Origin of the sequence: Pseudoalteromonas sp. NZS100_1 (genome assembly GCF_015864285.1) — a bacterium.
GTDB lineage: Bacteria > Pseudomonadota > Gammaproteobacteria > Enterobacterales > Alteromonadaceae > Pseudoalteromonas > Pseudoalteromonas arctica.
This window is the reverse complement of record NZ_JADYXN010000005.1, coordinates 204,134-218,820: the sequence shown is the minus strand read 5'-3', so window position 1 is coordinate 218,820 and position 14,687 is coordinate 204,134. Positions and strand designations below refer to the sequence as shown.

16 protein-coding genes are annotated in these 14,687 nt (G+C 38.0%); 11 read left to right on the top strand and 5 right to left on the bottom strand.

Features of this window, described 5'->3' with window-relative positions:
* Positions 1-198 precede the first annotated feature (198 nt).
* Positions 199-1,362: a GGDEF domain-containing protein gene (locus I6F66_RS05675; RefSeq protein WP_165727962.1), complete on the bottom strand. Its 1,164-nt coding sequence runs from the start codon at positions 1,360-1,362 to the stop codon at positions 199-201.
* 487 nt (positions 1,363-1,849) lie between these two features.
* On the opposite strand from I6F66_RS05675, the gene I6F66_RS05670 reads away from it, so the two are divergent.
* Positions 1,850-2,974 carry a DUF748 domain-containing protein gene (locus I6F66_RS05670; protein WP_165727961.1) on the top strand — a complete coding sequence of 375 codons (1,125 nt, stop codon included), beginning with the start codon at positions 1,850-1,852 and terminating at the stop codon, positions 2,972-2,974.
* A gap of 87 nt (positions 2,975-3,061) precedes the next feature.
* On the opposite strand, the gene I6F66_RS05665 is transcribed toward I6F66_RS05670, so the two are convergent.
* The gene (locus tag I6F66_RS05665; protein WP_165727960.1) at positions 3,062-3,871 is read right to left on the bottom strand and encodes an ion transporter; all 810 of its coding nucleotides are present in this window, start codon (positions 3,869-3,871) and stop codon (positions 3,062-3,064) included.
* Positions 3,872-3,971: 100 nt separating this feature from the next.
* Here I6F66_RS05665 and I6F66_RS05660 point away from each other — a divergent pair, with 100 nt between their 5' ends.
* From I6F66_RS05660 to I6F66_RS05640, 5 genes are all read left to right on the top strand, one after another.
* Complete coding sequence (locus tag I6F66_RS05660) at positions 3,972-4,184, top strand: hypothetical protein (RefSeq protein ID WP_007583226.1); 213 nt, start codon at positions 3,972-3,974, stop codon at positions 4,182-4,184.
* A 15-nt stretch (positions 4,185-4,199) separates the two neighbouring features.
* Entirely contained in the window at positions 4,200-4,481 is a 282-nt protein-coding gene (locus I6F66_RS05655; RefSeq protein ID WP_007583225.1) for a hypothetical protein, read from the top strand.
* 68 nt (positions 4,482-4,549) lie between these two features.
* On the top strand, positions 4,550-4,741 hold the full coding sequence (locus tag I6F66_RS05650) for a YwbE family protein (RefSeq protein ID WP_007583223.1): 192 nt from the start codon (positions 4,550-4,552) through the stop codon (positions 4,739-4,741).
* Positions 4,741-5,259, top strand: coding sequence for a DUF4240 domain-containing protein (locus I6F66_RS05645; protein ID WP_007377587.1), 519 nt, complete (start codon positions 4,741-4,743; stop codon positions 5,257-5,259). The genes I6F66_RS05650 and I6F66_RS05645 overlap by 1 nt, the downstream gene beginning before the upstream one ends.
* A gap of 433 nt (positions 5,260-5,692) precedes the next feature.
* The gene (locus I6F66_RS05640) at positions 5,693-6,154 is read left to right on the top strand and encodes a hypothetical protein (protein ID WP_010552920.1); all 462 of its coding nucleotides are present in this window, start codon (positions 5,693-5,695) and stop codon (positions 6,152-6,154) included.
* 20 nt (positions 6,155-6,174) lie between these two features.
* Here I6F66_RS05640 and I6F66_RS05635 read toward each other — a convergent pair whose 3' ends face one another.
* From I6F66_RS05635 to I6F66_RS05625, 3 genes are all read right to left on the bottom strand, one after another.
* Positions 6,175-7,434: a Y-family DNA polymerase gene (locus I6F66_RS05635; protein WP_197208887.1), complete on the bottom strand. Its 1,260-nt coding sequence runs from the start codon at positions 7,432-7,434 to the stop codon at positions 6,175-6,177.
* The gene (locus I6F66_RS05630; RefSeq protein ID WP_165727957.1) at positions 7,422-7,835 is read right to left on the bottom strand and encodes a S24 family peptidase; all 414 of its coding nucleotides are present in this window, start codon (positions 7,833-7,835) and stop codon (positions 7,422-7,424) included. The genes I6F66_RS05635 and I6F66_RS05630 overlap by 13 nt, the downstream gene beginning before the upstream one ends.
* Positions 7,836-7,916: 81 nt before the next feature.
* Positions 7,917-8,336 (bottom strand): MarR family winged helix-turn-helix transcriptional regulator, encoded by a 420-nt coding sequence (locus I6F66_RS05625; protein ID WP_010552917.1) that lies wholly within the window; start codon positions 8,334-8,336, stop codon positions 7,917-7,919.
* Between the two features lie 122 nt (positions 8,337-8,458).
* Between I6F66_RS05625 and I6F66_RS05620 the strand changes: the two genes are divergently transcribed.
* From I6F66_RS05620 to I6F66_RS05600, 5 genes are all read left to right on the top strand, one after another.
* Positions 8,459-9,202, top strand: coding sequence for a siderophore-interacting protein (locus tag I6F66_RS05620; protein ID WP_197208886.1), 744 nt, complete (start codon positions 8,459-8,461; stop codon positions 9,200-9,202).
* A gap of 141 nt (positions 9,203-9,343) precedes the next feature.
* On the top strand, positions 9,344-10,333 hold the full coding sequence (locus I6F66_RS05615; protein WP_197208885.1) for an LLM class flavin-dependent oxidoreductase: 990 nt from the start codon (positions 9,344-9,346) through the stop codon (positions 10,331-10,333).
* Between the two features lie 282 nt (positions 10,334-10,615).
* A complete protein-coding gene (locus I6F66_RS05610) occupies positions 10,616-11,629 on the top strand; it encodes a patatin family protein (RefSeq protein ID WP_197208884.1) in 1,014 nt (337 codons plus the stop codon).
* Between the two features lie 414 nt (positions 11,630-12,043).
* Complete coding sequence (locus I6F66_RS05605) at positions 12,044-13,450, top strand: sodium:alanine symporter family protein (RefSeq protein ID WP_197208883.1); 1,407 nt, start codon at positions 12,044-12,046, stop codon at positions 13,448-13,450.
* A 138-nt stretch (positions 13,451-13,588) separates the two neighbouring features.
* The gene (locus tag I6F66_RS05600) at positions 13,589-14,635 is read left to right on the top strand and encodes a patatin-like phospholipase family protein (protein WP_197208882.1); all 1,047 of its coding nucleotides are present in this window, start codon (positions 13,589-13,591) and stop codon (positions 14,633-14,635) included.
* Positions 14,636-14,687: the final 52 nt, after the last annotated feature.

The window sequence follows — 14,687 nt, the reverse complement described above, 5'->3', positions numbered from 1 at the left end:
TTGTTCTATATTCACAAAAAAATCCGTAGTTAGTTTCCTAACTACGGATTTTGCATGATCGTTTGGATCGGTCAACCGGTCATTTTCTTAACTGATCGGCATTAAGCAATACGCCTCGTTTTTTTAATGCTATTTGCCTAAAGATGCTGCCGAAAATTCAACCTAAAAAGATAGGTAGGCCTTAGTAATAATGAACTTTTATTGACTTAATTCGCTTATATGAACTACCTGATTACGCCCTCCACTTTTAGCATGATAGAGTGCTTTATCTGCCTCATTTATTGCGCTTTCAATTGCGGTTTTATTACATTTAATATTTATTACGCCAAAACTTGCCGTAACATTAATTACTTTATCATTAAAATGAATCGGATTACTGGCGAGTGCGTTTCTTAGTTTTTCGGGGAATGCTTTAGCTGTAGGCTCGTCGTTACGTGCTATTAATAAGGTAAATTCTTCGCCACCAATTCGGCCAAACAAATCATCTGGATTTATGCAGTCTTGCATTATTTTCGCCGCTTCTACTAACACCACATCACCTCCTGCATGTCCAAACTCATCGTTTATTTTTTTAAATTTATCTATATCCCAATAAATTAAGCTTACGTACTTATAATTATTAAGTTTATCTTTTAGTTGCTCTTGGCTTTTATTATAAAACCCACGCCTATTTAAGCAGCCCGTAAGTACATCAGTCATTGCAAGATGGTTCATTTTTTCGGCTAAATCAGACGCCATTATGAATATTATAAATACGGCCATGCCTACATGAGCAGCAGGGACTGTCATAAAATTAATTAACGTATACAGCGCTATATATTCTTCATTTACTTGGCTACCTTGTAGTAACGCTATGCTTGCTGCAACAAATAAAAGTAATCCACATAGCGTATAAGTAATACTAGCGCCTATTTCAGCAGGGAGTGATTTTTGCTTATGCCTGAAAATAATAACCGCACTTAGTATCAGTAAGATCACATCGTAATACACATACAACGACATAAATAAGCCAACATGCACATTTATGGCTGTAAAATAATAAACAGCAGCAAGAGTTACTATTGCCGAGATGATTAAATAGCGAATTTTTATACTCGAATTTACCCTAATGCAATGCCCCCATGTACCAAGTAGCACAGAGCCTACTGAGAAGCTGCTTCCTAACATCCAATATAGTGTGTGAGAGTCAAATAATGGTTCTGCTAATATTGTTGCCCATTGGCATGCAGAGAGTGCGAATGCGATTGTCCAAAGCATGGCATATTGCTTTTTACCTAACGTAAACCACGACATTAAAAATATGACAGACCAAATAACACTGGTTAAAAATAGGGTAACTAATATATAAAAAACAGGGTTCATGTATTTTTATTCTTGTTTGCGTTAATTTTACTTTAGTAGATGAAAGCAGTTTATTCTAATCAATGCAGGTTATTAGTTGGCAAAAGTATAGATAGATAAGGATGGGAATCATTTCATTAAGCGGTGTATTTGAATAGTGGTATATCCCTTGCTGTAGTGACTGTAGTTTAGAGTTTAAGCTTATATGGCTTTGCTCTATTTGTAATTTTATACCTAACAGGTACTTAAGTTACGAATATTAGTAATTTTTACACGTTTATTTATGTACTTAATTAAAAAGTTTAACTAATTAGAGCCTGTTTATCTTTCGAGGTTAAATGTGCAGCCGTACGTTTGGTTTTTAGGTATGGTTGAGTTTATGTTGTGTGGTTGTTCTTCATAAATAGGCGATAACGCAGCATAAATGCCAAACATACGTTGCCCTACATAGAACAGAGTTTAATCCTTAAAGGTCAATAGGCCCTGGTTTTTAGCAAAGGAAATTACAATGCATTTTTCATCTACAACATTTCACACCAAATATTTTAAAGGTGTAATAGCGCTGATTGTATTGCTTATACTAATGCGAATAGCCGCGCCTTATGTAGTTCAATACTACGTAAATTATCAGTTAAAACATACGCAAGGTGTTACGGGGCATGTTGGTGATGTAGATTTGTTTTTATATCGCGGTGCCTACGCAATTGACGACGTTGAAATTTACGCTGTTGATGCAACTTCAGCTCCGAAGCCTTTACTGAGTATTCAAACTCTTGATTTTTCACTCGCGTGGTCAGCCCTTTTAAAGGGTAATTTAGTAACAAACATGGCCTTTACGCGTCCTGAAATAGTTATTTACGATAAAGACCCCAATGCTTCTGAGCAAAATAAACAAGTAAAAGACGAAACTACCTGGGTAGGGCTCGCCAATAACTTAGTACTGTTTTCTATTGATACCTTAACAATTGAGCAAGGAAAGTTAACCTTAGTTAATTCAACTAACAGCGGTGAAAATCCTACTTTTATATCAAGTATTAACGCCAAAATTGAAAATATAACGAATGCGCAAAACCTATCAAAAACACTTGTGACTACTCTAAACGTAGAGGGAGCATTAATGGGGCAGGCTGCATTAAAGCTTAATGGCAAATTAGACCCTTTTAGCAAACAGGCTAATTTTGATTTAAACGCAGAGGTACAGCGTTTTTCAGTTAAAAATTTAGACACTGTATTTAAAGTGTACACACCGTTTGATATTGAAGCCGGTGGCATTGATGGAGCAATGGAGCTTGTAGCTAAAGATAATAACTTAAATGGTTATGTAAAAGCGGGCGTTCAAAACTTGAGTGTGTTTTCGTGGCGTGAAGATATAGAAAAAGATGACGATGGAATATTTACGGCCATATTTGAAGGTAGTGTTGATTTGCTCAGCTCTATACTTGAAAACGATGAATCTAAGCTTGTAGCTGCACGTATTCCCATAGAGGGGCAATTGGATAATGCAGATGTATCGACTTTCCAAGCAGTTATTTCGGTGCTAAAAAATGCTTTTTTTGATGCCTTTAAAATGAAAGTCGATAACGTTATTTCTTTTGAAGATACAGATAATAAATCTAATACCGAGGGAAATTAAAGCGCTTTGGTAATTTTAGTTTAATTAGAATTTTAAACAGCACCCACTTTTTAAACTTTAAGTGGGTGCTTTAGTACTCTGAACAGATTAGTTTTTGCGGTTACTCAAAAGCTCTTTAAGCTCAGCAATTTGTGATTGCAGCTCGTTTACTTGCCCTTGCGTTGCAGGTAATGAGCTATCATCTGCGAGCTCTTCTCGTGCTTTGCGGTGCTCCTCACTCATAACTTCTAAAATGGCACCTACCATCATGTTTAAAAATACAAATGCGGTTAAAAATATAAACGTAAGGTAATAAATCCAGCTTAGTTCGTACACCGCCATTGTTTCGTACATTATGTCGGTCCAATCTTCAAACGTCGCCACCCTAAATAGGGTGAGCATAGAGATTGATACGTCTTGCCAAAGTACGGGGTTTATTTCCGCAAACATCATGCTGCCCATTGCAGCGTATATATAAAAAATAACAAACATTAATAGGGCTATATAACCCATTTGTGGAATGGCTTTAAGCAATGAGTTAACTAATAAGCGCAGCTCTGGGATCATCGATACCAATCGCAGTACTCTAAATATGCGAAGTAGACGAGCAATTAACATAGTAGAGCCAGCAGCAGGATATAAACTGCCCAATACTATGATGGTGTCGAATATGTTCCACCCCTTCGAAAAGAAGTGTTTTATGCCTTTGCTTGCAACATAGCGGATTATTAGTTCAATTAAAAAGAATGCGGTAATACCAACGTCCATCCAATTTAGAGCAAGCTCTACGGTAGGATGTAGTGAGTAAGTGTGCGCACCTACTGTAAGAGCAGAAACAATAATTACAGCTATAACAAATGATTGAAATATCTTGCTTTTGTCTATACGCTGAAACAACTTTTGTAACTGCGACATCATAGAAATAGATCCTTTGGAGATTAAGATTTTATGGCGCTAATATACAATAATATTGTAATAATTTAACGCTTTTTCGATATAGAAAGTGTAAGGAAATTTAATGTTTATCAATAAACTAAAAAGTAGCGCATTACTTATTGTTGGATTATGTGTTTTAGCTGGTTGTAGCTCTGACGCGCGTTTTCATGAAGTTCAATCGGCGCGCCTTGATGAATGTAACTATAAAGCCGACAAAGAATATTACGAATGCCTAGATAAACAAGACTCTAACTACGAAGAGTTTAAAAAACAGCAACAAGCAGAAACTAAATAGGTAACCTTTATATTTATGACTAAAACTCAAAAGCAGCGCGATAAGCACATTCGACTAGCACTTACTAATGCATGCGAGGCAATAAAAGAAAGCGTAATTGGTTTTGATTATCTAACGCATACCATCGATTTAAATAACGAGGCCAATACGTTAAAAGTACAGTGCTATTTTAACGATGATATAGCCCTTGAAAGTGCAAAACCGCAACTTAACGAATTAACAAATATAATACTCAAAGAGCTTACGAGTATTAAGTTGAACGCAAAACCAGCACATATTTCATTTTCCGCCAATTAACAGAGCTTTTGTTGGTTTGATAGCACATGGACGTTATAATTAGATAAATTATTTTTAGGGTTTAAATTATGGCTGTTCCTACGCGTTCGCAAATTTCACCAGGTACCACAGTAAATATTGTATTAAAAGAAGATCAACGCAGCGGCACATTAACCGAAGGTGTTGTTGAGCGTCTTTTAACAAAATCACCTAATCACCCACACGGCATTAAAGTACGTTTAGAAGATGGTCAAGTTGGCCGAGTAAAAGAGATTTTATAATGGCAGCGTTAACAGAACAGGCTTTTTGGGAATTAGTAACAACGCCTGATTTAGGGCTCGATCCGCAAAGTGTGAGCGATAACCTAAAAACTAAACTTAATGATTTAAGCGATCAACACCTTATTGATTTTGATAAGCATTTTGGCATACATATGCGCAAGTGTTTTACCTGGGATTTATTTGGTGCCGCTTTTGTGATGGCTGGATGTAACGACGATTACGGCTTTAGCGAATTTAGATGTTGGTTAATTTCGCGCGGTAAAACAGTATTCGAAAACGCCTTAGAAAATGCTGATTCGATAGCGCAGTGTACACCCGTTTATTACTTAAACGAGCAGCCTTATCCGTACATTGATGAGTATGACTTAATAGCCGGTTTATTATTTGAAGAACGCAGTGAAGACGAATTGCCGTTTATCCCATCTGGCAGTGATGAACCCAAAGGTAAACGTTTTAAAGACAAACCTAAGTTTTTAAAGCAAAGCTACCCTTTATTATTTGCAAAGTACTGGCAATAAAATAAATACCAATTCGTATAACTAGTTAAACAATCTAATGAGTTCAATTGACCCTTACAATTAAGCGCATTGGTATAAATCGTTTTGTTGTTTAAGTACGTATTAAATAAAGTGCTTAACAACAAAATGGTTTGTAATGAGTATCTAGGGCATGTTTACCTTTGGTGGTTGAATTTGTTCAATCCAAGAAGGATTTAATCGCGGCGCGAAATTTGTAAACTAGTGGGCTCGACAACAGCTCCTGGGTTATTCTAGTAAGAATAAGTAAAAACCGAGCAAAGCTTCCGCGTCCTACTCACGCGCTCGCTCCTGTAATACGACTTCTCTCCTTTTATAGTAAATCTCTGTTATAGTTGTTAAAAGTTATAAAAGCTAAGTGATTAGGCATTTTGCTATTATTTAACACGCTGACTCACGAGGATACACCCACGAAATGAAATATTTAACACTCGCTTTATTAACTGTCGCTTTTACAAGTGCAAATGCTTTTTCTGAGCCGAGTAATAAAACACGATTTATACCGTTTTTAAAGTCAAAACTGGGGGCATACGAAGTTGTGTCGACCAATTCAGGGTTATGCGTTAATAGCGATTTGAGTTTGACAGACGAAAGTGATTTAAGTGCAGGTTTTAAACTTGGAGAACAAATTGTATTTGGATCGCTCCACAATGGTACTCGCACTATTAAAAAACCAAACTTTTGTTTTATAACCAGTACGCTTAAATATAAAAGTGATGGCCTTGAAAACGGTTTAAGAATGAGCCGTTGTGAAAACCCTGCAAACGAAAAAACAATCAGTCAAAGTATCAAATTCTTAGCTGATAACACACTAAAATACACATTAAGCGAACCTAGTGTAGAGTGCACATTTAAAAAAGCAGACGAGAGCAAATAAAGCATCTAGTAAGTAGTAAATCATTCGCAGTATATTTTAGGGATATCGCGCCAACGCGTAGTGTACTGCGGCGATAAAAAATCACGGTTCATGTGCCATCGGTCATTTAATTTACTGCTTGCAAGGCTGAGCATCCCTTTTCCGTATCGATTGTTAATTGTGTCTAGGCATTGCATAAGCTTTGGATTATCAGGGCTCTTATTAAATAAGTCATTTTGCTGAAACTGTTCTGATATTAGCTCTACCGCGCCCACACCACACTTATAAAACCGAACTCCCGGTTGGTAAATATTATTAAATACCTCAGATACAGCATTAGCCATCACGCAGGTGTCGTTAGTGGGTGAGGGGAACTTATATACAAACGACTTTTTATAATATCTGTTTTCGTGCGCGCCACTGGCTGCAAAAATATAAAGCTGGTAGGTGAGCGAACGCTGGGCGCGTAGTTTATTAGCCACTGTAGTTACATGGTTAATAAGCGCTGTTTTAAGCGCGGTTGGCTCACATATCCGCTCACCAAAGCTACGGGTCGAAAATATCTCGCGCTTGTCTTGTCGTACATCGTCCCAATTTAAACACGTTACGCCATTAAGCTCGCTTACCGTGCGCTCAACCACCACACTAAATGCACGGCGCATAGTTTTAGGGTTTTGCTGAGCAAGGTCCCAAGCGGTGTGTATATTCATTATTTTAAGCTTTTTAGCTAATCGACGGCCTATGCCCCAGACATCTTCGCAGCTCATTCTTTGTAAAATAGCTTGGCGCGTTTGCTCGTTGTTTATTACGGCTACACCATTAAAACCACTGAGTTTTTTAGCAGCGTGATTAGCGGCTTTTGCTAAAGTAGGGGTCGGGCCAAAACCAACACCTACAGGAAGCTTTGTTTCGCGCCATACTGTGCGCCTTATTGTATGGCCGTATTCATGCCAGTCTTTAATTAATGATGTGTAGCCATTAAAGTGCAAAAACGATTCATCAATACTGTATATGTGCTGTGTATCGCAAAAGCGGCCAATAATATTCATCATTTTGTCGCTTAAATCAGCGTAAAGCTCGTAATTACTAGAGCGAATAACAACGTTATTTTGCTCAAGTAAATGCTTAACTTTAAAGTACGGGCCAAATTTAGGAATATTTAAGCGCCGAGCAATAGGACAAATAGCGCATACACAGCCATCGTTATTGGTAAGTACAACCACGGGTTTGGAGCGAATAGCAGGGTCGAATACTTTTTCGGCACTGGCATAAAATGACACAGCATCAACTAAGGCATACATTTTAGTAACTCTGGGCTTTGCCTGTGCATTCTTATTGATAGCGTTACTACGCCTTCTAGCTGAAATTCGTCTGAAGAGGTTAGTTGTACAGGTTTATGTAAAGAAGAAGCAGAAAGCAGCCGTGCATTGGTTTTATCAAGTAGTTTGCATACAAAAAGACCATTTAAGTTAGCAACAATAACGTCACCATTTTCTGCAGGCTCTGCACGGTCGATTACTAATAAGTCCCCTTCAAAAATTCCGACTTCTTGCATAGAGTTACCCGATGCAATACCAATAAACGTAGCATCTGGATGCTTTATTAAAAGCTCATCAAGGGTTACACCTAGCTCGGTGTACTGCGCTGCGGGGGATTCAAAACCACACACGCCTGCTTCTATATAAATGGGAATGACAAACATAACACAACCTAAAACGCATATACTGTATAAGTGTACAGTATATGCGTTTTGTGTAAGTTATGCCAAGAAATGTATGGCTGATCAATCCATGTTTTTGATCATTTGTTGTGCGGTATCTAAAAAGTCTTTGATTTGTTGAGGGTTTAAGTTTTTACACATTTGATTATTTATTTTTTTCTCTGATGCTAATAACTTATCAAAAAGAACTTTACCTTGCTCTGTGAGCGACAAAATAAAGCAGCGTTTATCGTGCTCACTCGCCTGTTTATTAATTAAATTTAAGCCAATAAGATCTTTAATTAAACGTGCTATTTGCGCTTTATCGCGCTGCGTTTTAGTAACTATATCGTTAGCCGTACAGTTATTTACGTTCGCGATAATATGTATGCAGCGTACGTGCATAGCATTAATACCCAGTTCGCCTGCGTTAATTGCTTCACGAATTGTGACACGGTAATTTTGCATTAGTTCAAACAGCGTATTTGATAAAGGTGTATTCATAGAACTCTCAATATAGTTGACAAAGTCAATTAATTTGCTATAGTTGATTTTATCAACCAATGGGGCGTTGTGCAATGACTGCTTTTATAGCAGTCAATTATTAATGTAAAACGAGGTAATACATGGGTAAACAAATTCGCAAAGCCAACGTATTAAGTACAGAGCAAATTACACCGCACCTACAACGTATTGTAGTAGGCTCTGATGATTTTAAAGACTTAACCCCAGAGTATATTGGTAACTATGTAAAAGTACTGTTCCCAAAAAATGGTGAAGTAGATTTTAACTTAAAAACAGCGTGTATGCGATCATACACAATAAGGCATGTGGATGCGCAAACCGGCGCACTAACGCTTGATTTTGTTATAAATATGCACCAAGGCCCCGCGACTAACTGGGCTAAAATTGCAAAAGTAGGCGACGCGCTAGGTATAGCTGGACCAGGCCCTAAAAAATTAGATAATTACGCGCACCCTCATTATATATTATTGGGCGATTTAACCTCAGTAAATGCTATAAAAGGCTATGTGCAGCAGTTACCTGAAGCTGCAAAAATTGATGCATTTGTACATGCCCCTACTGAGCAAGACATTATCGATTTAGAAACAAATCGCGATATAAACTGGTTAATTACCAATAATGCCGATACAGCAATGCTAAGTGCACTTAAAAATTTGCACATTACAGAGCAGCCACCTATTGTGTTTATGGCACTGGAGGCAGGCCTTGTACGTACAGTAAAAACACTGCTAACTGAGCAACTTAATATACCGCGCGGTAATATTGTATCCTCTGGTTATTGGAAAAAAGGCGTAGACTCAGAAGGCTATAAAAAGCAGCGCCAACGTGATGCACAGCTTGCCTGAATACCTTAGAGCAAAATAACATATACCTATTTTGCTCTAATACCTCTGCGTAACTTGAATTGACCTAATAGCAGACCCATTTAAGTGTTTTATGCTAATGATGTAATCCATTATTAGTATGCATTTTTAGGAGCTGCTATTTTGTTAACTTCCATTCCTTTTTCGTTACTCGAACTTGCCCCCATGATCAAAGGGGACAGTGTTGCCAACACTCTTCATAAAAGTACTAAATACGCACAGCGAGCAGACGAGCTTGGCTTTAATCGCTTTTGGCTTGCTGAGCATCATAATATGCCAGGTATAATTTGCGCTGCCACTTCTATTTTGGTTGGCCATATTGCAGGTAATACCAAAAAGATACGCGTTGGATCGGGCGGTATTATGCTGCCAAACCACTCCCCATTAGTTGTTGCTGAACAATTTGGTACGTTAGAGAGCTTATATCCTGGGCGAATAGATTTAGGATTAGGGCGTGCCCCCGGCAGCGACCAAGTAACGAGTCGTGCATTAAATAGCGATATGAGCCGTGCTGAAAACTTCCCGGGTGAAGTAACTGAGCTGCAAACGTTATTAGGTCCTTACAATGGGACGCACCCAATACGCGCTATACCGGGTGAGAACACAAACGTTCCTATTTGGTTATTAGGCTCGAGTTTATTTAGCGCGCAACTTGCGGCGCAAAAAGGATTACCCTATGTATTTGCAGGTCATTTTGCACCACGTTTTGTGCACGATGCAATAGCGCTGTATAAACGCGAATTTAAAGCATCAAGCGACCTTGAAAAACCATATGTAATGCTTGCACTGCCTTTAGTTGCCGCCGACACCGACGAAGAAGCGCAATACCTGTCGACTACTTCTAAGCAACGTGTGCTCGAACTTATACGCGGTAACGAGCTGTGGTTAAAACCACCTGTTGAAAGTATGGACGGGTTATGGAGCGAACAAGAACGCGCTCATGTAGAGAACTTTTTAAGTCTAAGCGTAGTAGGCGGACATGTAAGTATTAAACACAAGTTAGAGATGATAGCGAAACAGCTAGAAGTTGATGAGTTTATATTTACCAATGATGTATTCGATAGTGAAAAACGCCACCGTGCACTCGAAATTTTAATGGAAATAAAGCACTAAAATATAGTTAGTTAAGCAAGCGTACACTCTGGGCTTGTTAACATACAGACATCATCAAAAGTTAAACTTTTTTAACTCATTTTATTAACTTTAAGTGATGTCTGTATTTGTTATTTAAATATTCAAAGTAAATTTGATTGCTATTTTTAGTATATATTTTGCTTTACATACCGTTCTGTTTTTTCAATCGAACTGATTTAAATAATCAATTTTAAGATATCACTTTTATTTTTTATAATGTATGTATTAAACCAAACATCATTAAATAAAGGTAGGTTCACCGTGAAGTCTCTAAATTGCGCAACAGCTAATTCAGTTAACAAAACAGCGCAACCAAAAGTTGCACTGATTGCTGAAGGTGGCGGGCAGCGAGGGATCTTCACAGCTGGCGTACTTGATGCGTGGTTAGAGCAAGAATATGACCCATTCGATTTATTCATTGGCACCTCTGCAGGTTCGCAAAACTTAACTAGTTACTTAGCGCGTCAAAAAGGCTATGCCAAACGCCTAATTAGAGGGCTTTCGCGTAACAAACGTTTTTTTCAGCTTGGTCGCGGATTAGTGGGTAAACACATAGTTGATTTAGATTGGTACTTTGACAAAACCACTGAGGTAAAAAGAGCCATAGATTTTAAAACAGCTAAAACGAGTTTGGGCGCGCGTGAGCTACTTATAACAGCCACTAATGCACGAGACAGAAAAGCATATTACTTATCGCCAACAGGTGAGAGTGGCCAATGGCGTGATTTGTTAAAGGCTTCTAGCGCACTCCCGTTTTTATACAAACAAGGTGTAAAGTTAACACCTTGGTTAAACGCAAAAGCAGCTAACGAAATACACCTTGCTGAAGAGCAAGTACAGAGCGATTTTTATCTAGACGGCGGTTTAGCAGCTCCATTACCAGTACGTGAAGCTTACAACCGAGGCGCTCGTAAGATTGTAGTAATAAGAACGGTTGACGCTAATTTTCAGGCGCAATCTGCATGGGTACAAAAGCTAAGAACATTTGCTATTGCATCAGGCTATTGTCCAAAAACATTAGACTACTTAATACAGCACGAGAAAGCGTATTTAGATGAACTTGAATTTATTGCAAACCCACCTGATGATGTAGAAATAATACAAATTTTTGCAGACGAAAAACTGCATAGCAAATTATTAGGTAGTTCAAATAACGATTTACGTTTTGATCATAAATTAGGCTTAGATGCTGGTCGCTCATACTTAGCAATGCAAAATTTACAGATTAACAGCAACAACCATTACAGTGCACCTACACAATACAGCTATAACTAATTAAATATAATTACAAAAAAAGCGCATAACTTTATGCGCTATTTTTTGCCATTTTTAATCCTCATTGCGCCTAAACCTTACTGCATCAAAATAAAAACTATTGCATCCCGCACGCATACGCAAAACAAAATACTGAATCTTAAAAAGATATTATTGATTTTTTAACTAATCAATATAAAGTGTAGGTGTGATTTATTATTCACATTTATAGAAATAAAATTCAATGCTAAATGTGCTTGCTTACAGATTATTAAACATCAATACACACTTCACTTTGGGGTAAAGCCAACATTAAACATTATTATGTTTAATGCATAATGAGCTGCCGGATTTTTTAAGTTAAGTAGCGCTACATGCAGAGTTTAAAGTCGGTGCTAACATAAAGTAAAAGTATAAAATAAAAAGGGATTAGTAATGTTCGATACCGTCGTCAAAAGTGTAAACAACCTTTTGTGGGGAGAGGGTCAGGTACTTATTTATATACTTTTGTTTACAGGTATATGGTTTTCGGTACGACTAAAAGCAATTCAAATACTTAAATTTAAACATATGTTTAGCCTTTTAAAAGGCAGCAGCAAATGTAAAAAAGACGACATTTCATCATTCCAAGCTCTTTGCACAGGGCTTTGCGCACGAGTAGGTACCGGAAATTTAGCCGGAGTAGCGGTTGCAATTTCACTGGGTGGTAGCGGCGCAATATTTTGGATGTGGGTAATAGCCATACTCGGCATGGCAACAGGTTTTGCCGAAAGCGTACTTGGGCAAGTATACAAAGTTCGTGATAGCAGCGGCGACTTTAGAGGCGGCCCCGCGTATTATATTCAGCAAGGTTTGGGTAGCCGGGCGTTTGCCATTGTGTTTTCTGCGTGCTTGTTTTTAGGTTACGGCTTTACGTTTAGCGCAATGCAAACTAACACAATTACCGACGCGCTTAATTACGCGTTTGAAGTTCCAACCTTTTATTCAGGCTTGGTTATTACCGTACTCGCAGGCTCAATTATCTTGGGCGGCTTTAAAGCAATTGCCCGATTTGCAGAGCGTGTTGTGCCCATAATGGGCATTGTGTTTGTACTTGCCGCCGTCATTATTACTCTTATAAATTTCACGCAAGTACCCGCCATGCTTAAAGATATATTTTTATCAGCGTTTGGTTTACAAGAAGCAGGCGCCGGTGCAATGGGTGCAGCTATTAAAAACGGTATTCAACGTGGTTTATATTCTAATGAGGCGGGCGCGGGTAGTGTGCCTCATGCATCAGCAAGTGCCAGCCCTATTCCTAATCACCCTGTAACGCAAGGTTACATACAAATGCTAGGTGTATTTTTCGATACAATAGTACTGTGTAGCTGTACCGCCGTTATTATTTTATTAGCCGATATAGACATTAGCGGCGAAATGGAGGGTATTCGTTTAACACAAAGCGCGATGACCGCTCACTTAGCACAAGGTGGTGTTTACTTTGTAGCAGCTGCCATTACCTTATTTGCATTTACATCGGTGGTTGCAAATTACGCCTATGCAGAGAGTAACTTGCACCTATTTAAGTTCGACAACAAAGTAGGGCGCGGGATTTACACTTTGCTTTATTTATCAATGATGCTGTGGGGCGCATCAGCTACGTTAAAAGAAGTCTGGGATTTAGCTGATATTGCCTTAGGGTTAATGACAGTGGTTAACGTTATCGCTATTATACTGTTAACGCCGACTATTTTGTCTGTTACCAGCGATTACCACGCACAAAGAGACAAAGGTTTAGAGCCCGAATTTAAAGTAAAAGATGTAAAAGTACAGGGCAAATGCGAAGACGGCATTTGGGATTAATTAACGTACTTTAAGCACACTTAACTATAAAAAGCGGTTTTATGGCAACATAAAGCCGCTTTACATTTTGCATAAATATTCACTTTAAGTATTATGAAAATAACTACAGCAACCAAAATAAAAGGCACAATTTTTTAGATGATAGAGATTCACGCAGGGAAAACAGCGGCTAAAATTATTAACGAACAGGGCTTTAAACCTGAACTTTTTACCTCTTTTTTAGGTGCAAGTGGCGGTCCTAAATGGTTTACATTATTTGGGTTAGATAAATATATTTTTGGTGAATTTTTTAAAAACCGAACTCAACCACTTAATTTAATTGGCTCATCAGCTGGCGCTTTTCGCTCTGCGTGTTTTACACAAAACGATCCCGTTGCAGCCATTGAGCGCTTAGCAAAATCGTATTCACAAACCCGATACTCAAGTAACAAACCAACACCAAGTGAAATAACAATAAAAGCGCGCGCATTACTTGAAGATGTTTTTGGCGATAACGGCGTAAACGAAATTATAAATAACCCCGTATTTAAAGCGCATTTTATAGTGGCTAAATCAAATGGATTTATTGCCAGCGAAAATAAATTAATACAGCTTATGGGTTTATCAAAAAGTTATATGTTAAACCGCGTTAACCGAAAGCTATTAGGCGCACAGTATGAGCGTTTTATATTTGGCCCAGCAACAAGTGACTTATCAATTACCGACAACTACAATTTTAAAACACAAAGCATAGCACTCACACAAACAAACTTAAAAGATGCATTACTTGCATCAGGCTCTATACCGCTTGTTATGCAAGGCATAAAAAATATTGCAGGCTCACCTCCTGGAATATATCGCGACGGCGGAATTATTGATTACCACTTTGATTTAAAAATTAATAACCCAGGACTTATTTTATATCCGCACTTTAATAGCGAGCCAAAAGCAGGGTGGTTCGATAAAAATTTAAAACGCAAAGTGTCACCTCTCAATTACGACAACGTGGTGATGATCAGCCCATCAAAAGAGTTTATAGCCGGCTTACCTTACGGAAAAATTCCAGACAGAAACGACTTTACCGATCTAGATGCAGACACACGTATTAAATATTGGAATACAGTTTTTAGTGAAACCGAAAAATTGGCTGAATCTTTAGATGAGAAATTAAACGCTAAAAGTTTCTATATCAAAAGTTATAAATGATAATAAAAGGCAAAGGTTATCTTCTTTTATTAAATTAGTGTGTATAGACTAC